A 19420-nucleotide genomic window follows, 5' to 3' on the forward strand; every position below is an offset into this window, starting at 1 on the left:
TCCGTCCCCTGAGACAGGTCCAACCGGTTAAGGACACCGCTCATGACTTCTGACAACGACCGCCGACGCGGTCTGCTCGCGCGGTTGCGTGAGCGGCCCGCCGCGCGCAGCAGGGGCCGCCGCCGGCTGGGCGCCGCGGTCCGGCTGATCGCCGCGCTGATGCTCGCCGGTGGCGCGTACACCGTCTTCGCCCCGGGCGCCCAGGCGCAGGACAACCCGCAGCTGACCGGCGCCGCCGCCGAGGGCAAGGCGCTGTTCGACGTGAGCTGCGTGACCTGCCACGGCCGCAACGCCCAGGGCGTCGAGGGCCGCGGACCGAGCCTGATCGGCGTCGGCGCGGCATCGGTCGAGTTCCAGGTCAGCTCCGGGCGGATGCCGCTGGCCCGCCAGGAGGCCCAGGCGCACCGCAAGCCCCCGGTCTTCACCGACGAGCAGACCCGTCAGCTGGCCCAGTACATCCAGGAGCTTGGCGGCGGCCCGGTCGTGCCCGAGGGCGACGACCTCCGCGAGGACGGCAACATCGCCTCCGGCGGTGAGCTGTTCCGGATCAACTGCTCGCAGTGCCACGCCTTCGGTGGCGGCGGTGGTGCGCTCTCGTCGGGCAAGTTCGCCCCGAGCCTGCACCCCGCCACCGACCGCCAGATCTACGCGGCGATGTTGAGCGGCCCGCAGAACATGCCGGTGTTCGGCGACAACCAGCTCCGGCCGGAGCAGAAGGCCGACATCATCGCCTACATCCAGGAGACGCTGAAGCACGACCAGGACCCGGGTGGGTTCAACCTCGGACGGTACGGCCCGTCCACCGAGGGCCTGGCGATCTTCCTGGTTGGCATCGTGGCGCTCGTCTTCGCTAGCCTGTGGATTGCGGGTAAGTCGTGATCGAGCAGGCCATCCGATTCAGTGCTGTGGTGCCGCTCGGCGCCACCCGTAGCGAGGTGACGGCATGAGCACCCACACCGAGCACCAGGCCCCACAGGGCCCGGAGCCGCTCGACGTGAACGACCCCAAGCTGACCCGTTTCGACATCGTTCGTGAGGGCGCGCGCCGGGACGACATCGAGATCGTCCACTACGAGCCGCAGGTGCTGCCGGGCACCAAGGCGGAGCGTCGGCTGACCCGGGTGGTCGCCGGCTTCTTCCTGATCACCGGCCTGGCCGCGACCGCCTTCCTGGCCATCTACATCTGGTGGCCGTGGAAGTACGAGGCGGGCCGGGGCGGCGACAAGTTCTACACCCCGCTGCTCGGCTTGACCCTCGGCGTGGCGCTGCTCGCCGTCGGCTTCGGCATCCTGACCTGGGGCAAGAAGTTGCTGCCCAAGGAGGTCTCGATCCAGGACCGGCACGAGGGCCAGGTGGACTCCGAAGGCCGCACCATCACCGGCCAGACCATGCTCTACATGGCGGACGAGCTGGGCGTGAAGCGTCGCCCCCTGCTCGGCATCTCGCTGCTGGCCGGTCTCGCACCGGTCGCTGCGGTCGCCGCGGCGCCGCTGGTCGGCGGCCTGATCTCGCAGCCGCACAAGAACAACCAGATGTTCACCACCGGGTTCGCCACCGCCGAGGGCGGCGAGCGGATCCGCCTGGTCCGCGAGGACGGCCGTCCGGTCCGTCCGGCGGACATCAGCACCGGTGGGCAGATCACCGTCTTCCCCGGCGTCGACCACGGTGTGAGCAACAGGCACGCCGACTCGCCGACGCTGCTGATCCACCTCCGCGACTCGGACGCACAGGAATCGCGCCGGGCCAACGAGAAGATCGGCCACGGCGACTACATGTGGGGCAACTACGCGGCGTTCTCCAAGATCTGCACGCACGCGGGATGCCCGGCCAGCCTGTACGAGCAGCAGACCAACCGGCTGCTCTGCCCGTGCCACCAGTCCCAGTTCCTGATCACCGACAACGCCCGGCCAGTCTTCGGCCCCGCCAGCCGGCGGCTGCCGCAGCTGCCGATCGAGGTGGACGCCGAGGGCTTCTTCGTGGCGAAGTCCGACTACACCGAGACCGTCGGGCCTGATTTCTGGGAGCGGCCATGAAGCGTCGAAAGTTTGACCTTGCGGCGACGCCGGGCAAGGCCGCGGTGGGAGTGGACGACCGCTTCGCGGTGGCCACCCCGCTGCGCAAGCTGCTGAACAAGGTCTTCCCGGACCACTGGTCCTTCCTGCTCGGCGAGATCGCGCTGTTCTCGTTCGTCGTGCTGCTGCTGACCGGTGTGTTCCTCACCTTCTTCTTCGAGCCGGCGATGACCGAGGTGGTCTACGACGGCAGCTACGCGCCGTTGCAGGGCACCCCGATGTCCGCCGCGTACGCCTCCAGCCTGGACATCTCGTTCGACGTCCGCGGCGGTCTGGTGATGCGGCAGATGCACCACTGGGCGGCGCTGCTGTTCATGGCCGCGATCGTCGTGCACATGCTGCGGGTGTTCTTCACCGGCGCCTTCCGCAAGCCGCGCGAGACCAACTGGATCATCGGTTCGCTGCTGTTCTGGGTCGGCTTCCTGGCCGGCTTCACCGGCTACTCGCTGCCGGACGACGGCCTGTCCGGCACCGGCCTGCGGATCGCCTCGGCGATCATGCTGTCCATCCCGGTGATCGGCTCCTGGGTCACCTCGTCGGTCTTCGGCGGCGAGTTCCCGGGCACGATCATCATCAGCCGGTTCTTCATCGCCCACGTGCTGCTCATCCCGGGTCTGCTGGTCGCGCTGATCAGCGTCCACCTGGGTCTGGTCTTCAAGCAGAAGCACACGCAGTGGCCCGGCCCCGGCCGGACCAACAACAATGTGGTCGGCGAGCGGATGTTCCCGCGGTACGCGCTGAAGCAGGGCGGCTTCTTCATGGTCGTCTTCGGCGTCATCGCGCTGATGGGCGGTCTGTTCCAGATCAACCCGATCTGGCTGTTCGGCCCGTACGAGGCGTGGGTGGTCTCGGCCGCCAGCCAGCCCGACTGGTACGTCATGTTCCTCGACGGGTCGACCCGACTCATGCCGGCCTGGGAAATCAACATCCCGCTCGGCGACGGGTACGTCATCCCGCCGCTGTTCTGGCCGACGGTCGTGCTGCCCGGCATCCTGGTGGGCCTGTCGACGATGTACCCGTTCCTGGAAGCCCGGCACCTCAAGGACCGCAAGAGCCACAACCTGCTCGAGCGTCCCCGGGACGCTCCGGCCCGGACCGCCGTCGGCGCCATGGCCGTCTCGTTCTACGTCGTGCTGACGCTCTCCGGCGCCAACGACGTGATCGCGGACAAGTTCCAGATCAGCCTGAACGCGATGACCTGGGCGGGCCGCATCGGCCTGCTGGTGGTTCCGCCGCTGGCGTACTACGTCACCTACCGGCTCTGCCTGGGTCTGCAGCAGCACGACCGGGAGGTGCTCGCGCACGGCGTGGAGACCGGCATCATCCGGCGCCTGCCGGACGGCCGGTTCGTCGAGGTGCACCAGCCGCTCAGCGCGTCCAACGGGCACGCGGACGGTCACGGCCAGCTCGACTACGTCGGCTGGGTCGTGCCCAAGAAGATGAACCGGCTGGGGGCCCTCGGCCCGGCCATCCGGGGCTTCTTCTACCCGATCGAGAAGCCGGTCGAGGCACCGGTCTCGCCGGGGCACCCGCCGGTCGAGGCCCGACCGGAGCGCGAGGAGATCGGCAGCGGCGAGAGCCGCCGCTGACCACCCAATCGCACCGTTACGGGGCGCCCGCCGGATTCCGGCGGGCGCTCCGTCGTATTCACACCCCCCGACCCATCCGACCAGGAGTCGGACGCCCCTGACGGGACAGGTCGACCCCGCGCGACGGGCGATCGCAGGAATAACCCCGGTGAGCCGGGTATCCGTGCGGTCCAACGTCTCAAGGGGGGGAAGCATGTTGGGTATCAAACGCCTCGGCCTGTTGGCCGCGCTGGTACTTGTCGGTGTCGCGCCGGCTGCGGCCGCGCAGGCCGCGGCACAGCCGTCAACGCAGGACACCCAGTACCTGCAGGCGGTACACCAGGTCAACCTGTTCGAGATCACCGCTGGTGACCTGGCTCAGCAGAAGGGTCAGGACCAGGGGGTCAAGGACCTGGGCGCGATGCTGAAGACCGACCACACCCAGCTGGACCAGACGGTGCAGCAGACCGCGTCGCAGCTCGGGGTGGAACTGCCGAACGAGCCCAGTGCCGATCAGCAGGCGGTCATCGACAAGCTGAACAACGCCAGCGGCGCGGAGTTCGACCGGCTCTGGGTGACCAGTGAGCTGGCCGGTCACGTCCAGGCCATCCAGGCCACCCAGACGGAGATCTCGCAGGGCTCCGAGCAGTCGGTGGTCCAGTTGGCGCAGACGGCGCTTCCGACGCTGCAGACGCACTACGACGAGTTGGTGGCGCTCGCCAACAAGCTGGGCATCCCGGTTCCGCAGACCAGCGCCAGCGGTACGCCCAGCCCGGGCGGCACCGGCACTGAGTCGCCGGCTCCGGGCGGCACTGTCACCGAGTCGCCGGCTCCGGGTGGCACCGGCACCGAGTCGCCGGCTCCGGGCGGCGGCAGCACCGAGGTACCGGCTCCCAGCGAGAGCTGACGTAGCCACAGCAGACGGCCGGTCCACCCTTCGCGGTGGGCCGGCCGCCCTGTGCGCGCTCACGCGCCGCCGTGCGGCCGGCACCGGCCCCGAAACGGCGAGCGGGTCAGTCGGCGCTGGCCAGACCGATCGCGAACGCCTCCTCCAGGTCGAGCTGGGAGTACGCGCGGAAGGCGATGTGCGACTCGGTGTTCAGCACGCCCGGGACCTTGGAGATGCTGCCCGCGATGACCTGGGCGATCTGGTCGAACTCGCGGACCCGGACGATGGCGATGAGGTCGACGTGCCCGGCCACCGAGTAGACCTCGCTGACACCGGGAAGGTTGGCCAGGTTCTCCGCCACCTCGGGAATCGCATCGGTGGCGCAGTCGATCAGCACGATCGCGGTGATCACGGGGCATTTCTCCGTTCGTCGGCGTCGTCGCCCATGCTAGATGTTCCGGTCCGAGACCGGAGGCGGGAGCCGTCGGGGCTCAGCCCTGGGCGGGGCAGGGCACTGTCAGGTCGCTGCCGGCCCGGATCACGTTTCGCAGCCGCTCGCCGGCCCGTACGGTCGCGCCCGGCCACACCACGGTGCGGGACACGTCACCGTCCACCCGCGCGCCCGCGCCGACGACCGACTCCACGCAGTGGCCGGTCACCGTCGCGGACTCCTCGACGAGAACGCCGCCGGCCGCGGCGTGCAGGTTGGCCGCCAGGTAGTCGGCCGGGGTGCCGGTGTCGAAGAAGGTGCCCGGGTAGGGCACCACCGCCAGCGCACCCGCCGCCTCGGCCGGACGCCACACGGCGCGAACCAGGTCCGAGAAGACGACCGGCAGATCCCGGACCAGCCGCCAGGGCAGCAGCGAGAAGCCGGTGAAGCAGTGCCCGGCGAAGGTGCCCGGCGCCGCCGGGTCCGCAGCGGGCTGGCCGAGCAGGCGTACGGTGCGCCCGTCCCAGCCGTCCAACAGGGCGGCGACGTCCGGGCCCGGGGGAGCAGCCGGGTCGGCGAGGTACGCGTCGGCGTTGCCGACCAGCACCGGCCGCCCGTCGATCCAGTTCCGCAGGTTGGCCACCCCGCCCGCGGTGCCCAGCGGGTCGCCCGGCTCCACCGACAGGTGTGCGCGGTCGCCGACGTGCGCCACCACCTGGTCGCCGAGGTAGCAGGCGTTCACCGCGACCCGGTCGGGTCCGGTCAGGCCCAGGCCGGCCAGCCGCGCCAACGCCCGATCCAGCAGGGGCACGTTGCCCACCGGGCAGAGCGCCTTGGGCAGCCGTTCGGTGAGCGGGCGCAGCCGCGTGCCCTCGCCGGCGGCCAGCACCACCGCGCACAGCTCCGCCGGCACACCGGCCGCGCCGGTCACGGGGTGTCGTCGGGCACCGGAGGCGGGAACTGCCCGGCCAACGGCCCGATGTCGTAGTAGGCGAGCAGCCGGGCCGTCGGCCAGGTCAGCTTGGGCAGGTCGTCCAGGGGGTGCCAGGCGGCCTCGAACACCTCCCCGCCGTCGACTGTCAGCTCGGTGCTGGACGCCGGCACCTCGGCCTCGAAGACCATGTCCACCCAGCCCTTGGCGTGCACTATCGCGTTCGGCACCGCCGGGCGCAGCCGGGACGGTGGGAGCCGGACGCCGGACTCCTCGAACAGCTCACGGGCCGCGCCCACCACCGGGGCCTCACCCCTGTTGAGCAGGCCGGCGGGGAGTGACCAACCCTTGCCGGGCGGCTGGCGCAGCATGAGCAACCGACCCGCACCCGTCGCCTCCGTGTCCCGGACCAGGGTCACCGCGCCGACGATGTACTTGGGCACGGCCAGCCGGACCAGCTGCCGACGCACCGGCAGCGGCAGCCGGTAGAAAGCCTGGTAGAAGAGGGCCCGACCGGTGGCGCGGGAGCGGGGGATCATGACTCCAGGCTAGTGGTCACGAATGTCCTTCGGTCGCGCTGGGGCCCGCCGGGTCACTGTCGATGGTCGACCAGGTCGATGAGCTGGCGGACCACGGTGTCCGGTTCGATCACCCGGTCGAAGACCGCTACCAACAGGGTTTCCAGGTCGGGGTAGCCCAACTCCTCGGAGAGGCGCAGCAGTGGCAGGTCACTGGCGAGGCCACGGTTGTGCTGGCGCAGGGCGAGCCCGATGGTGGCCCGACCGAGGCGCACCTTGTCGCTGATCGTGATGCCCGGCTCGGTGTGCTCGGCGAACCACCTGTTGATCTGCATCTGCGCGTTCGGCGACTTGACGAAGGTCAGCCACTCCCGCCGGGGGCCGCGCGGCGCCACACCGGCCTCGAAGCCGTTGTCGCCGTCGTTCTCGGTGAAGATCTCCACCACGTCGCCCTCGTCGAGTTCCGAACTGAGCGGGGCCAGCCGACCGTTGATGCGTGCGGCGAGGCAGTGGTCGCCCCGGTCGTTGCCCAGCTCGTACGCGAGGTCGACAGGCGTGGCACCGGCCGGCAGCACTACCTGCCGTCCGTCGGCGAAGACCTGGATCTGCCCCTCGGCCAGGTCGCAGCGCAGCGACTCGTAGAACTGTGCCGGGTCGGCGGCGTCCGGCTCCCAGTCGAGCACCCGGCGCAGCCAGTCCAACTGTTCGGCACGGGCCGCGGTGGTGCTGCTGCCGGAGTGGGGGAAACGGAAGTCGGCGGCGATGCCGTACTCGGCCGAGCGGTGCATCTCCTCGGTGCGGATCAGCACCTCCACGGTGCGGTCCTGGGGGCCGCAGACACTGGTGTGCAGCGAACGGTAGAGGTTGTTCTTCGGTGAGGCGATGAAGTCCTTGAAACGGCCCGGCACCGGTCGCCAGGTGCCGTGGATCGCGCCCAGCGCGGCGTAACAGTCGGTGGCCGGGCCGTCGACCACCACCACGATGCGGGGAAGGTCGTACGGGGCGGTGTGGCCGCCGGCGATGGTGTCCTTCCAGATCGAGTAGAGGTGCCGGGGACGGGGGCTCACCTCGGCGTCGACCCGGCTGCGGCGCAGCGCCACCCGGGCCCGGGTGACCACCGAGTCGAGGTAGGAATCCCAACCCGGCCGATCGTGCACGTGCCGGGCCAGCCGGGCGTGCTCGTCGGGCTCGAGGTGCAGCAGCACCACGTCGTCCAGCTCGCGTTTGAGGGTCTGGATGCCCAGCCGGTCACAGAGCGGGACCAGCACCTCCTGGGTCTTGCGGGCGATCCGTTCCCGCGACGACGCGGAGCGCACCCCGAGCGTCCGCATGTTGTGCAGCCGGTCGGCCAGCTTGATGATCAGCACCCGGACGTCCTTGGCGGCCGCGACGATCATCTTGCGGACCGTCTCCGCCTCGGCGGCCTTGCCGTAGAACGCCTTGTCGAACTTGGTCACCCCGTCGACCAGGTGGGCCACCTCGCCGCCGAAGTCCTCCGAGAGCGCCTGGAGTGTGTAGCGGGTGTCCTCCACGGTGTCGTGCAGCAGCGCCGCGACCAGGGTGGTGGTGTCCATCCCCAGCTCGGCGCAGATCTGCGCCACCGCGAGGGGATGGGTGATGTACGGTTCCCCGCTCTTGCGGAACTGCCCGCGGTGCATGTTCTCCGCGATGGTGTAGGCACGGCGCAGCACCGCGGGGTCGGTGCCGGCATGGATGCCCCGGTGGGTGCGGACCAGTTGGGTGACCGGGTCCGAGTCGGTGGTCGGCCAGCTGAGCAGCGACCGCAGCCGGCGGGCGAGCGGCAGCTCACCCGGCTGTGTCGGCAGGGCGCCCCCCAGGGCGGCGCCGTGTCCGGCGTCGACGTCCACGAGGGACACCTCCTCACCCCGGCTCCTCATCGCCGGAACCCGGCGAGGGAGCAGGCCCACGAATCGGGCAGGACTGCACTTCTCTAACAGCCTAAGCGAGTCGACGTAGTCCGATCGGTCAGTTGGTCATGAGCGTTCGGTCGAGAGTTGGTGGGACGCGCCGCTCTCGGCCTTCGCCAGCAGGTCACGGAACCGGCCCGCGCCACTCGCCGGAGAGGACCAACCGGAGGACATCTCGACGAGTCGGGTCTCCGGTCGCTCCAACCAGGACAGGATCCGCTCCGACTCCTCGGCGGTGGCGGCCGGCACCGGACCGTGCCCGCCCGACACCGTCTCGGCGGTGGCCCGGATCGTGGTCAACGTGGGACGCGGGTGCACGCCCGGCGGGGACACCCCCGCGCCGGCCAGTCGGCCGTGCCGGACCAGTGCCAACTCCCAGCCGCCCCGGGCGGCCGGCCGGGCCGCGGCCAACTCGACGATCCCGGTCAGCGCGGCCAGCCGCTGCATCCGCACTGTGGCCCGCAGCACGGCGGCCAGCCGGGACCGCACCACTGCGGCCTCCTCGTAGCGCTGGTCGCGCGAGAGCACGTCGATCCGCGCGAGCAGCGCGTCCACCACCGGCTGAGGGTCGCTGGACGTCGCGGTACGGAAGGGCGCGGCGGCGCTGTCGTCGTACTCCTCGGGGGTGATCTTGTGTTCGCAGGGTGCCGGGCAGCGACCCAGCTCGGCCAGCGCGCAGGCCGGCGTGACGGTGCGCAGCGAGAGCCGGTGCGTGCACTGGCGCAGCGGCACCGCGTCGTGGAAACCGGCGGCGGCCAGCTCGGCGGCCCGCCGGGAGGTGAACGGCCCGAGGTACGCGGTGTCGGTGGGGGAGAGGTCGCGGACGATCGACAGCCGAGGGTACGGACCGTCGGTCAGCTTGAGCCACACCATGCGTTCCGGGTATTTGGACCGGCGGTTGTACGGCGGGGCGTGCGCGGCGATCAACCGCAGCTCACGGACCTCCGCCTCCAACGAGTGGGCGCACTCCACCGCCTCGACCCGCTCGGCCGCGCCCAGCATCTCGGAGATCCGGGCACGCTTCTCGCCGGCGGTGAAGTAGCTGCGCACCCGGGTGGCGATGTCGACCGAGGTGCCCACGTAGAGCGGCCGGTCGTCGGCGGCCCGGAAGATGTAGACCCCCGAGACCTTGGGCAGCCCCTCGGCCAGGTGCCGTTTGCGGCGCTGGGTCGGGGTGACCGCGCGGGCGAACTCGATGGCGTCGCCGACAGTGTCCACCCGGTGCCCGCCGAGCCGACCGATCAGCCCGTGCAGCACGTCGACGGTGGCCTTCGCGTCGTCCAACGCCCGGTGGGTGGGCTGGGTGGCGGTGCGGAAGTAGGCGGCCAGGGTGCCCAGCTTGCGGTTGGGCACCTCGTCGCGGGTCAGCACCCGGCGGGCCAGCGCCGCCGTGTCCAGGACCCGGGGGTTGGGCCAGCGGTAGCCGTGCTTGGCGCAGGCGGCCTTGAGGAAACCCACGTCGTACGGGGCGTTGTGGGCCACCAGCACCGCGTCGTCGATGAACTCCAGGAAGCTCGGCAGCACCTGCTCGATCGGTGGCGCCGGCACCAGCATGGCCTGGGTGATGCCGGTCAGCACCGTGATGAACGGCGGAATCGGCTGGCCCGGGTTGACCAGGGTCGCCAGCACCCCCAACTGCTCGCCACCGCGCACCTTGACCGCGCCGATCTCGGTGATGCCGCCGCCGTCCGGCGCGCCGCCGGTGGTCTCCAGGTCGACCACCACGAACGTCGTCGCGTAGAGCGGCAGCGCCGGGTCCACCCCGCCCACCGCCGGGTCGAGACCGGCCAGTGACTCCTGGACGTACTCCGCCTGTGCCATCGGCGGCACGCTAGCGCGCCGGTCCGACACTCCCGTCGCAGCCGTCCCATCCGTCACCATGGGGCTAGGATGAGAGATCGGCTCACTCACCGGGCGGTGGGCCCGGTCGCGGTGGGAGACTTGCCACATGCCCCTCACCGAGCCGTACGACGACCACCTCCCGCAGGAGGATCCGGTCGCGCTCGACGGTGCTCTGGGCAACCCGGACGACAACGTAGTCAACGACACATCAGGCGCATCGGACCCGACAGCGGGCGACGGCCCCGCCGCCGAGCCGGAACCGAGCCTGCCCGAGCCGGTCCGGCAGCGGATCGTGACGCTGACCGCCGCAGTGCTGCCCACCCTCCCCACCGACGAGGTCCCGGTGCCGTTGCGCCGGGTGGCCAAGTTCGCCCCCAACAGACGCGCCCGGCTCGGCGCGCCGGTCATCGCCGCCCAGCTCACCGCCGACCCGCTGTTCCGGCAACGGGTCACCGCGCGGGTCCTGGCCGACGCCGGTGACCTCGGTGCCGCAGTGGTCGAGGGCACCGCGCCGGCCGCCGCCGACCCGGTCGAGGTGGCCGCGCTGGCCTACCTGGCCCGACCCCGTGGCTGGCGGGAGCTGATCGACGCCAGCGGTGCGGCAGTGCGCGCCGAGGCGGACAGCGCCGTCGTCGCCGAGTTGGTCCGCGAGGCCGAGCAGCGGGCCACCCGGGCCGAGCACGACCGCGCGGTGGCCCGGGTCGAGGCCGAGAAGCTCCGCGACGAGTTGGCCCGCGTCCGCGAGGAGCTGGGTCAGCTCCGCGAGGAGTCCCGACAGGTGGCCCGCACCCTGCGGGAGACCCAGGCCCGCGAGCGGAAGGCCACCGAACTGCTGGCCACCGAGCGCGGCCGGGCCGCCCGCGCCAGCGCCGACGTGGACGCCGAACTCCGCCGCGCCCGGGCCCGGCTGGCCGAGGCCGAGGCCGCCGCCGGGGTGGCCCGGGCCAGCGCCAAGGAGGCGCGGTCGGTCGACGACGCCCGGCTCTGGCTGCTCCTGGAGACCATCGGCCAGGCCGCCGTCGGGCTGCGCCGGGAGTTGGCGCTCGACCCGGTGGACAAACTCCCCGCCGACTTCGTCGCCGACGCGTTCGCCGAGCAGCCGGGCACCGCCCCGGCCGGCCCCGCCGCCCGCGCCCGCGACACCGACGACCCGGCCCGGCTCGACCAGTTGCTCGCCCTGCCCCGAGCGCACCTCGTGGTGGACGGCTACAACGTCACCAAGCGTGGCTTCGGCGAGATGTCCCTGGAGCAGCAGCGCAAACGCCTGATCACCGGGCTGGGCGGGATCGCCGCGCAGACCGGCGACGAGGTCACAGTGGTCTTCGACGGCGCTGAGCGGATGCACGGGCTGCCGCCCGCGCCGCGCGGCGTACGGGTGCTGTTCTCCCGCAAGGGTGAGACCGCCGACGAGCTGATCCGGCGTCTGGTCCGCGCCGAGCCGGCGGGCCGGCCGGTGGTAGTGGTCTCGTCGGACCGCGAGGTCGCCGACGGGGTACGCCGGCACGGCGCCTACCCGCTGGGCGCGGACTCGCTGCTACGGCGGCTCGCCCGCTCCTGACCGCAGCGGGCCGACACCTCGATGGGCCGGCTCCCGGCGCTGGTGGGGCGAGCCCGGCCGGCGTGCCACACGTCGCACTGTGTCTGAACCTGTCCCACCCCGGCGCTAACATCGCCGCGACCGCCGAGGGATGGGAGTCGCCATGGCACAGGACGACGTCAAGGTCTTCGTCGACCGGGACCTGCGGGGTGCCCGGTTCAACAGGTCGACGCTGGCCGGTGCGGTGATGCGCGGCGTCGACGTGGATGCTCTGGACATCGACGCGCCGTGGCTGGCCGAGGGCACGCTCCTGATCAACGGCGTCGATGTCGTGCCCCTGGTCGAAGCCGAGCTCAACAGGCGATTTCCCGGGCGCGACCTCCGGCAGGCCAAGAATCCGGACGACCTCCGGGTGGCGTGGGCGGCACTCGAACGGGCCTGGGCGGCGGCTGTCGACCGGGCTGTGTCCATGCCCGAGGGTGCGGTCGACGTAGCGATCGACGGCGAGTGGTCGTTCGCGCAGACACTGCGCCACCTCGCGTTCGCCGCCGACACCTGGTTGGGCAAGGCGATCCTGCGACTGCCGCAGCCCTTCCACCCGCTCGGGCAACCACACGCCGAGTACGAGACGGAGGGCTTCGACATGTCGATCTTCGCCGTCGAGCCGCCGACGTTCGCCGAGACCCTGGAACTGCGGGCCGAGCGGCAGGCGATGGTGCGCGACTTTCTGGCGACCGTCACGCCGGACCTGCTCGCCGAGACTCGGCCGGCCGCCTGGTGGCCCGACAAGCAGGTGTCCGTCCTGCACTGCCTTCACGTCATCTTCGACGAGGAGTGGCAGCACCTCCGCTTCGCCCTGCGTGACCTCGACGCGCAGGGCTGAGACCTCGCCCCAACGGCCGCTCCGGCGCTCCGGCGTTCGGCCGCTCGGCTGGGCCGGCGCTCGGGCGGTCGCCGGTCAGGTGGTCGGTAGTCGCCGGGCCAGCTCACGACGCAGTGCGTCGGGGCCCGGCGTCATCCAGGTGAGCCGGACGACCAGCTCGTAGGGGCCGCGTCCGGGGGTCGACCACTGCCCGGGTCGCATGGGGGGCCGCGTCTGCTCCGGGTCGAGTGGCCTGACCACCAGCCGCGGATCCAGGCGGCCTCGGACCTGGGCGCCGGCCATGTTGACCCAGTCGATGCTGAGCCCGGTTCCCTTCGGTCCGGTCAGGTGCAGCGCCTCGTCGGTCAACCGCAGCGGCAGACGTGGCTGACGGCGCAGTTGCCAGTTGAGGACCAGCGCGACGACGACGCCGATCAAGCCAGACCGCAGCGGTGCCTGCCACCAGGGCTCGTCGAACAGCGCCGCGTAGGCGGCCAGGAGAGCCACAGCGCCCAGCACAACGAGGACCATGGCGCGGCGGTGTCGGCGCGGGGAGTACCGGAAGTCCACGACGGACGAAGCATCGAGGTCGGCCACCGTCGCCCAGTGCCCGGGTGGCCGGTCGGTCAAACGATGCCCCCCGCTTGATCGACACGGGTTCCTTGATGTCGGGGGTTCCGGCCGGGTGGGATACCCCGATATCGCTGATCTGGAGTGGATCTAGCCCTGAAACGGGCGGTCGGGCGGGGTTCCTGTCGTACCCGGTGGTTAGTGTCGATGTCACCGACGGTGCTCGGTCGGCGACGGCAGGAGTCGCCCGAGCGCCGCGAGCCGATCAGGAGGCGTGATGCTCATCGACTGCGACGGGTGCGCGAAGCGGGCCGACGGTTGTTCCGGCTGCCCGCTGACCGCCCTGTTCGACGAGACGTCCCCGGCGGCCGGGTTGGTCGCCGCCGAGGTCGAGGCCATCGAGGTGTTCGCCCGGGCCGGCTTCGACGTGGAGGTGCTGGCCGCGCCCGCGCGCCCGGAGGCAGCTCGCCGTCGTGCCACCCGCCGCGTCGCCTGAGCGCGACACCGCGCCCGGAAGCGGGCTTTTCGCGGGCCATAGGATGAGCGGTCACGGCGGGAGGAGCGGCGCGATGAACGGGGAACAACGGGTGGTGACGCGGTGACCCCGCGCGGCTGGGCGCTGCTGACCCTGGCCGGGCTGACCCTCGCGCTGGTCGTGCTGGCCGCGCTGCTCATCCCGTGGCACCGCCCGCCGGCACCCCGGGCCGACCAGCTCGCCGCGCTGGGCGACCTGCCGGCCGAGCAGGTGGCAAAGGGGCGGGAGTTCCGGGCCGCGCTGCGTCCCGGTGGCTATGCCGCGCTCGCCGTCGGGCTGCTGATCGCCCTCGCGCTCGGGTTGACCCCGCTGGGCAGTCGCCTGGTCGAGCTGGTGGGCCGGCCGTTCGGTGGGCACTGGGCAGCGCAGGCTGTGCTGGGCGGGCTTGCGGTGGTGCTCGTCGCCGACCTGGTGACGCTCCCGTTCGCCGCCTGGCGGCAGAGCGTGCTCACCCGCTACGGGTTGAGCACCAACGGCTGGAGCGGCTGGGCCGTCGACCTGCTCAAGTCGTACGCCGTCAGCGCGGTGATCGGCGCGGTGGCGCTGTTCGGCTTCTACGCGGTCATCCGGCTCGCGCCACGCTGGTGGTGGGCGTTCGGTGCGGCCGGCGCCGCGGTGCTCGTGGTGCTGCTGTCGTTCGTGCTGCCGGTGCTGGTGGAGCCGGTGTTCAACCGGTTCACCCCGATGGAGCAGGGCCCGTTGCGCACCGAGCTGATGAGCATGGCCGCCCGCGACGGGGTGCCGGTGCGGGACGTGCTGGTCGCCGATGCCTCCCGACGCACCAGGGCGGTCAATGCGTACGTCTCCGGTCTCGGGCCGACCCGACGGGTGGTTGTCTACGACACGCTGCTGCGCGAGGCGACCCCGGCCGAGGTGACAGCCGTCGTGGCGCACGAGTTGGGGCACGCGAAGGATTCCGACGTGGCGGCCGGCACGCTGACCGGGGCGCTGGGTGCGGCGGCCGCCGTGGTGGCGCTCTACCTGCTCGGCTCGTGGGGGCCACTGCTGCGGCTGGCCGGTGTCGACTCGGTGGCCCAACCGCGCGCGTTCCCGCTGCTGGTCGCCCTTGTCACGGTGGCCGGGCTGGTTGCCGCTCCGGTGCAGGCGATGATGTCCCGACGGGTGGAGGCGCGGGCCGACGCGCACGCGCTCGCGCTCACCAACGACCCGGAGTCCTTCGAGTCGATGCAGCGCCGGCTCGGCTCGGTCAACCTCGGCGACCCCGACCCGCCCCGCTGGGAATACCTCTATTCGGCCTCACACCCGTCCACAGTGGAGCGGATGGCCGCCGCCCGCGCGTACGCCCGGGAGGCCGGCCGATGAACCGCACCCTGCTGATCACCAATGACTTTCCGCCCCGCCCGGGTGGGATCCAGTCGTTCGTGCACAACCTCGCGGTCCGTCAACCGGCCGGTTCGGTGGTCGTCTACGCGTCGAGCTGGCGCGGGTCCGCGAAGTTCGACGCCGACCAGCCGTTCGAGGTGATCCGGGAGCGTACCCGGGTGTTGTTGCCCACCCCGTTGATCGCCCGCAGGGCGGCCCGGTTGGCGCGCGCGTACGACTGCGACACCGTGTGGTTCGGCGCGGCGGCTCCGTTGGGCCTTCTCGCGGCCGGCCTGCGGCGGCGGGCCGGCATCCGCCGGGTGGTGGCGCAGACCCATGGCCACGAGATCGGTTGGGCGGCGGTGCCGGCGGCCCGGCCGGCGCTGCGGCGCATCGGTCGAGGTGTGGACGTGACCACCTATCTCGGCGAGTACACCCGCAGCCGGTTGGCCCGGGTGCTGGACGGGGTGACCGAGCTGCGTCGCCTCGCGCCCGGGGTCGACGTGGACACCTACCACCCGAGCGTGGACGGTGAACAGGTCCGGGCCCGGCTCGGGTTGACCGACCGGCCGGTGGTCGTCTGTGTGTCCCGGCTGGTGCCGCGCAAGGGTCAGGACACCCTGATCCGGGCCCTGCCGGAGATCCGCCGCCGGGTTCCCGACGCGGCGCTGCTGATCGTCGGTGGCGGGCCGTACCGGGCGACCCTGGAGAAGCTGGCCCGCCAGACCGGTGTGGAACGGGATGTGGTGTTCACCGGCACTGTGCCGTCGGTCGAGTTGCCGGCGCACTACGCGGCCGGCGACGTCTACGCGATGCCGTGCCGCACCCGCAACCGTGGCCTCGACGTCGAAGGGCTGGGCATCGTCTACCTGGAGGCATCCGCGACCGGCCTGCCGGTGGTGGCCGGTGACTCCGGGGGCGCACCGGACGCGGTCCGCGAGGGGGAAACCGGCTACGTGGTCCGCGGTCGGGACGTCGCCCAGCTCGCCGACCGGGTCGCCCGGCTGCTCGCCGACCGGGACCTGGCCCGTCAGCTGGGCGCGGCCGGCCGGGCGTGGGTGGAACGGGAGTGGCGCTGGGAGGCACAGGCCGAACGCATGGCGGCACTGCTCGCCGGCTGATCGCCGCCCGCGTTTCAGCTCTCCCGGGCGGGCGCGTAGTGCGGCACGTACTCCTGGCCGGTGAGCTGCTGGATCGCCGCCATCACCTCGTCGGTGACAGTGCGGATGTCACGCGGCCCGTGGATCCGCTCGGCGACCGGGATCGGCGGGCCGAACCGCAGGGTGATCGGGTGTCGACGGGGCAGCCGCGCGTCGACCGGCAGCACCTCGGCGGTGCCGAGCACGCCGACCGGGATGATCGGCACCCCGGCGTCGCGGGCCAGCCGGGTCATCCCGACCCGGCCCCGGTAGAGCCGCCCGTCCGGGGAGCGGGTGCCCTCCGGGTAGACGGCGACCAGGCCGCCGGCGCGCAGCACCGGGATGGCGGCGTCGAGGGCGCGCAGGGCGGCCCGGCCGTCGGCGCGGTCGACCGGGATGGCGCCCATGCCGGCGACGATCCGCCGGTTGAGCCAGCCGCCCGGACCCCGGCCGTTGAAGTACTCGACCTTCGCCCAGAAGGTGACGTGTCGGGGCGTCGAGGTGACGAGGAACAACTCGTCGGCGACGGACAGGTGATTGCCGGCGAGGATCGCGCCGCCGTGTCGGGGCAGATGCTCCAGCCCTTCCACCCGGGGCTGCCAGCCAAACCGCAGCGCGGCGCCGACGGTCAGCTTGGTGACGTCGTACAGCAGGGGCACGTGTCCTCCGAGGTCGGGTTTCAGGCGGGCGCCGGGCCGAGGTGGGCGTCCAACGTGGCGCGCAGCAGGGCATCGTCGTCGGTGGCGCCGGTGGCCAGCGGCAGGCTGCCCCAGGCCCAGAGTTGGGCGATGCCGTGCAGGTTCGCCCACAGCGCGCCGGCCAGCACCGCAGCGGGCGCGTCGGTGGGCCGGCGCGCCTGCGCCACCAGATCGGCCAGCACGGCGAACAGCGGCAGGCTCGTCTCGCGCAGCCGCAGCCGGCCGCTGTCCAGCAGGTCGTGGCGGAACATCAGCTCGAACATGCCGCGGTGGGCCGCCGCGAAGTCCAGGTACGTCCGGGCCAACGCGGTCAATCGGGTACGGGGGTCCGGATCGACGTCGCGCAACGTGTGCTCGACCTGGGCGGTGAGGTCGGCGAAGCCCTCCCGGGCGATGGCGGAGAGCAGGTCGACGTGGGTGGGGAAGTAGCGGCGCGGTGCGCCGTGCGAGACCCCGGCACGCCGAGCGATCTCCCGCAGCGACACCGCCGACTGGCCCTCGCGCAGCACCAGGTCCACCCCGGCGGCCACCAACCGCGCTCGCAGCCCTGTCTCGTCCGCGTCCATAGACACTGTCTACCAGCCGCCGTAGACGCCGTCTACCTCGGCGTTGGGTTTGCTCAAGCAGGCGTGTCTCCGCGGCCCGCCGTGCCTTGTCGGGATCAGTGTGATGCCTGTGAGTCATCAAGATGACTCACAGGCATCAGGCTCAACGGAATATCCGGCCCCGCGCTGTCCGCTCGCGTCGTCCGCTCGACGACCATGCTCCTCTGCTCCCAACTGGTGAGCCCGGCGAGCTGCGGGTGACGGGTGAGCCGCAGCGTGGGGGAGTGGGCGGGAACGGGTTGGGGCGTGGGCGGGCCCGAGGGTCAGCGCATGCGGGCCAGGATGCGATCGGCGGGGGCCGGGCGACCGAAGTGCCAGCCCTGGGCGGCGTCGCAGCCGATCGCGCGTAGCCGCTCGGCCTGCCCGGCGGTCTCCACCCCTTCGGCAGTGACGGTCAGGTCCAGCGCGTGCGCCAGCGAAACCAGGGAGGCGAGGATCCGCTCGTCGGTGCGGCCGACGGAGGGCGAACGCAGACCGGCCACGAACTCCCCGGCCACCTTCAGTTCCGTCACCGGCAGGTCCCGCAGGTACGCCAGGTTGCTGTAGCCGGTGCCGAAGTCGTCGATGGCGATGCGTACCCCGAGGTCGGCAAGGACCCGCAGGGCGCGCACCGGCTCCTCGGCGGTGCTCATCATCGTGCTCTCGGTGATCTCCAGTTGGAGCCGCTCCGGTGGCAGGCCGGTCTGCCGCAGCAGCGCGCGGACCTCCTGCACCAACCCGGGCCGGTGCACCTGTCGTACCGCCAGGTTGACGCTGACGAAGGGCGCGGCGGCACCCCCGGCCGACCACGCCTCGGCCTCACGGCACGCCTCGGCCAACACCCAACCGCCCAGTTGGACGATCAGGCCGGTCTCCTCGGCCAAGCCGATGAAGCTGTCCGGACGCAGCACCCCCAACTCGGGGTGCCGCCAGCGGACCAGCGCCTCCACGCCGACCAGGCTGCCGTCGCGCAGTGAGGTCAGCGGCTGGTAGTCGAGGTAGAACTCGCCCCGCTCCAACGCCGCCGGGATGGCAGCGGAGAGCGCGTAGCGGGCCAGTTCACGTTGGTTGCGCTCGGCGTCGTAGAGCGCCCAGCGCGCCCCACCGGCGGACTTCGCCCAGTGCAGGGTGCTGTCGGCGGCCCGCATCAGGTCCGTGGGGTTGGCCCCGGCCACCTGGCGCTCGACGATGCCGATGCTCGCCGAGATCTGCAGCTCGTGCCCGTCGACCAGGGCCGGTGTGCGTACCGCGGCGAGCGCGGTCTCGGCCACCGCCACCATGTCGTCGGTGCCGGCGGTGCGTTCCACCAGGATGACGAACTCGTCGCCGCCGAGCCGGGCCACCAGGTGCTCACCCATGGCCTTGCGCAGCCGCTCGGCCACAGTGGCCAGCAGCAGGTCACCGATCTGGTGCCCCAGCGTGTCGTTGACCACCTTGAAGCGGTCCAGGTCCAGGAAGCACACCCCGACCCGCTGCGCGCCCCGGCCCGGCTCGTTGAGCGCGGCGGCGAGCCGCTCGGTGAACAGCGTCCGGTTGGGCAGGCCGGTGAGCGGGTCGTGGGTGGCCTGATGCCGGAACCGGGCCTCGCTGGCCCGCAGCGCCCGCTCGGCCTGGGTGCGGGCCCGCATGGCGGCGCGGCGGATCGACTCCTGCTCGTCGAGCGTCCGGTCGCGCAGCGCGCGGGCGTAGCCGGTCGCCACGGCCGCCAGCAGCCGGGCCATCCGGTCCTCGACCTCCTCGGCCACCAGGCCCAGGTCGCGCACCAGGCGGAGCTGGATGACCTCGACCGTACGACCGAGCCCTTCGGCGGAGGCGATGTGCGCGGCGACCAACTCGGCGCCGACCCGGTGCCCGGCACGCAGGTCGAACGGCTCGGTGAGCAACGCCCCGGCCAGTTGCCCGGTGAGCCGGTCCAGCAGGGACTCCAACTGGGCCTGGGTCATCGGTAGGTAGCTGGTGCCGGAGACCGCCTTCGCCCACGCCCGGGCGAACGTC

The 19420-nt window shown here is 72.1% G+C and carries 18 protein-coding genes; 9 read left to right on the forward strand and 9 right to left on the reverse strand.

All coding sequences use genetic code 11. The annotated features are described in order from the left end of the window. Positions 1-42 precede the first annotated feature (42 nt). The 4 genes from qcrC to OG598_RS01960 all read left to right on the forward strand — a co-directional run bounded on the left by qcrC (position 43) and on the right by OG598_RS01960 (position 4546). A complete protein-coding gene (qcrC, locus tag OG598_RS01945; protein ID WP_238680077.1) occupies positions 43-879 on the forward strand; it encodes a cytochrome bc1 complex diheme cytochrome c subunit in 837 nt (278 codons plus the stop codon). A 64-nt stretch (positions 880-943) separates the two neighbouring features. Continuing rightward, positions 944-2032: a cytochrome bc1 complex Rieske iron-sulfur subunit gene (gene qcrA / locus OG598_RS01950; RefSeq protein ID WP_328652779.1), complete on the forward strand. Its 1089-nt coding sequence runs from the start codon at positions 944-946 to the stop codon at positions 2030-2032. Then, positions 2029-3660 carry a cytochrome bc1 complex cytochrome b subunit gene (qcrB, locus tag OG598_RS01955; protein ID WP_328652780.1) on the forward strand — a complete coding sequence of 544 codons (1632 nt, stop codon included), beginning with the start codon at positions 2029-2031 and terminating at the stop codon, positions 3658-3660. Before qcrA ends, qcrB begins: the two co-directional genes overlap by 4 nt. Positions 3661-3853: 193 nt before the next feature. After that, on the forward strand, positions 3854-4546 hold the full coding sequence (locus OG598_RS01960) for a DUF4142 domain-containing protein (RefSeq protein ID WP_238680080.1): 693 nt from the start codon (positions 3854-3856) through the stop codon (positions 4544-4546). Between the two features lie 106 nt (positions 4547-4652). On the opposite strand, the gene OG598_RS01965 is transcribed toward OG598_RS01960, so the two are convergent. The 5 genes from OG598_RS01965 to OG598_RS01985 form a co-directional block, all read right to left on the reverse strand. Further along, positions 4653-4940, reverse strand: coding sequence for an Lrp/AsnC family transcriptional regulator (locus tag OG598_RS01965; RefSeq protein ID WP_328652781.1), 288 nt, complete (start codon positions 4938-4940; stop codon positions 4653-4655). A gap of 79 nt (positions 4941-5019) precedes the next feature. Then, positions 5020-5889, reverse strand: coding sequence for a nucleotidyltransferase family protein (locus tag OG598_RS01970; protein WP_328652782.1), 870 nt, complete (start codon positions 5887-5889; stop codon positions 5020-5022). Continuing rightward, positions 5886-6428 (reverse strand): NUDIX hydrolase, encoded by a 543-nt coding sequence (locus OG598_RS01975; RefSeq protein ID WP_238682819.1) that lies wholly within the window; start codon positions 6426-6428, stop codon positions 5886-5888. Before OG598_RS01975 ends, OG598_RS01970 begins: the two co-directional genes overlap by 4 nt. A 53-nt stretch (positions 6429-6481) precedes the next feature. Further along, positions 6482-8275, reverse strand: coding sequence for a RelA/SpoT family protein (locus tag OG598_RS01980; RefSeq protein WP_328655244.1), 1794 nt, complete (start codon positions 8273-8275; stop codon positions 6482-6484). 126 nt (positions 8276-8401) lie between these two features. Continuing rightward, a complete protein-coding gene (locus tag OG598_RS01985) occupies positions 8402-10156 on the reverse strand; it encodes a DEDD exonuclease domain-containing protein (protein WP_328652783.1) in 1755 nt (584 codons plus the stop codon). Positions 10157-10283: 127 nt separating this feature from the next. On the opposite strand from OG598_RS01985, the gene OG598_RS01990 reads away from it, so the two are divergent. Beyond that, positions 10284-11735 (forward strand): NYN domain-containing protein, encoded by a 1452-nt coding sequence (locus OG598_RS01990; RefSeq protein WP_328652784.1) that lies wholly within the window; start codon positions 10284-10286, stop codon positions 11733-11735. A gap of 142 nt (positions 11736-11877) precedes the next feature. Next, entirely contained in the window at positions 11878-12597 is a 720-nt protein-coding gene (locus OG598_RS01995; RefSeq protein ID WP_328652785.1) for a DinB family protein, read from the forward strand. A gap of 75 nt (positions 12598-12672) precedes the next feature. Here the strand turns inward: OG598_RS01995 and OG598_RS02000 are convergent, their stop codons facing one another. Continuing rightward, positions 12673-13107: a hypothetical protein gene (locus OG598_RS02000; protein ID WP_328652786.1), complete on the reverse strand. Its 435-nt coding sequence runs from the start codon at positions 13105-13107 to the stop codon at positions 12673-12675. A gap of 316 nt (positions 13108-13423) precedes the next feature. Between OG598_RS02000 and OG598_RS02005 the strand changes: the two genes are divergently transcribed. The 3 genes from OG598_RS02005 to OG598_RS02015 all read left to right on the forward strand — a co-directional run bounded on the left by OG598_RS02005 (position 13424) and on the right by OG598_RS02015 (position 16125). Beyond that, positions 13424-13642: a hypothetical protein gene (locus OG598_RS02005; RefSeq protein ID WP_196918964.1), complete on the forward strand. Its 219-nt coding sequence runs from the start codon at positions 13424-13426 to the stop codon at positions 13640-13642. Between the two features lie 102 nt (positions 13643-13744). After that, positions 13745-15004: a M48 family metalloprotease gene (locus tag OG598_RS02010; RefSeq protein WP_328652787.1), complete on the forward strand. Its 1260-nt coding sequence runs from the start codon at positions 13745-13747 to the stop codon at positions 15002-15004. Further along, positions 15001-16125 carry a glycosyltransferase family 4 protein gene (locus tag OG598_RS02015; RefSeq protein ID WP_328652788.1) on the forward strand — a complete coding sequence of 375 codons (1125 nt, stop codon included), beginning with the start codon at positions 15001-15003 and terminating at the stop codon, positions 16123-16125. Before OG598_RS02010 ends, OG598_RS02015 begins: the two co-directional genes overlap by 4 nt. Before the next feature lie 14 nt (positions 16126-16139). Here OG598_RS02015 and OG598_RS02020 read toward each other — a convergent pair whose 3' ends face one another. The 3 genes from OG598_RS02020 to OG598_RS02030 all read right to left on the reverse strand — a co-directional run bounded on the left by OG598_RS02020 (position 16140) and on the right by OG598_RS02030 (position 19368). Next, complete coding sequence (locus tag OG598_RS02020) at positions 16140-16802, reverse strand: lysophospholipid acyltransferase family protein (RefSeq protein WP_328652789.1); 663 nt, start codon at positions 16800-16802, stop codon at positions 16140-16142. Between the two features lie 20 nt (positions 16803-16822). Beyond that, on the reverse strand, positions 16823-17407 hold the full coding sequence (locus tag OG598_RS02025; RefSeq protein ID WP_328652790.1) for a TetR/AcrR family transcriptional regulator: 585 nt from the start codon (positions 17405-17407) through the stop codon (positions 16823-16825). Between the two features lie 302 nt (positions 17408-17709). After that, a complete protein-coding gene (locus OG598_RS02030; RefSeq protein ID WP_328655245.1) occupies positions 17710-19368 on the reverse strand; it encodes a putative bifunctional diguanylate cyclase/phosphodiesterase in 1659 nt (552 codons plus the stop codon). Positions 19369-19420 lie beyond the last annotated feature (52 nt).

The organism is Micromonospora sp. NBC_00330, from assembly GCF_036136635.1.
Lineage (GTDB): Bacteria > Actinomycetota > Actinomycetes > Mycobacteriales > Micromonosporaceae > Micromonospora > Micromonospora salmantinae.

Excerpts from the sequence above, each read along its gene's own strand:
- qcrC (WP_238680077.1), top strand. The coding sequence starts at position 43 with ATGACTTCTGACAACGACCGCCGACGCGGTCTGCTCGCGCGGTTGCGT.
- qcrA (WP_328652779.1), top strand. The coding sequence starts at position 944 with ATGAGCACCCACACCGAGCACCAGGCCCCACAGGGCCCGGAGCCGCTC.
- qcrB (WP_328652780.1), top strand. The coding sequence starts at position 2,029 with ATGAAGCGTCGAAAGTTTGACCTTGCGGCGACGCCGGGCAAGGCCGCG.
- OG598_RS01960 (WP_238680080.1), top strand. The coding sequence starts at position 3,854 with ATGTTGGGTATCAAACGCCTCGGCCTGTTGGCCGCGCTGGTACTTGTC.
- OG598_RS01975 (WP_238682819.1), bottom strand. The coding sequence starts at position 6,428 with ATGATCCCCCGCTCCCGCGCCACCGGTCGGGCCCTCTTCTACCAGGCT.
- OG598_RS01985 (WP_328652783.1), bottom strand. The coding sequence starts at position 10,156 with ATGGCACAGGCGGAGTACGTCCAGGAGTCACTGGCCGGTCTCGACCCG.
- OG598_RS01990 (WP_328652784.1), top strand. The coding sequence starts at position 10,284 with ATGCCCCTCACCGAGCCGTACGACGACCACCTCCCGCAGGAGGATCCG.
- OG598_RS01995 (WP_328652785.1), top strand. The coding sequence starts at position 11,878 with ATGGCACAGGACGACGTCAAGGTCTTCGTCGACCGGGACCTGCGGGGT.
- OG598_RS02000 (WP_328652786.1), bottom strand. The coding sequence starts at position 13,107 with ATGGTCCTCGTTGTGCTGGGCGCTGTGGCTCTCCTGGCCGCCTACGCG.
- OG598_RS02005 (WP_196918964.1), top strand. The coding sequence starts at position 13,424 with ATGCTCATCGACTGCGACGGGTGCGCGAAGCGGGCCGACGGTTGTTCC.
- OG598_RS02015 (WP_328652788.1), top strand. The coding sequence starts at position 15,001 with ATGAACCGCACCCTGCTGATCACCAATGACTTTCCGCCCCGCCCGGGT.
- OG598_RS02025 (WP_328652790.1), bottom strand. The coding sequence starts at position 17,407 with ATGGACGCGGACGAGACAGGGCTGCGAGCGCGGTTGGTGGCCGCCGGG.
- OG598_RS02030 (WP_328655245.1), bottom strand. The coding sequence starts at position 19,368 with ATGACCCAGGCCCAGTTGGAGTCCCTGCTGGACCGGCTCACCGGGCAA.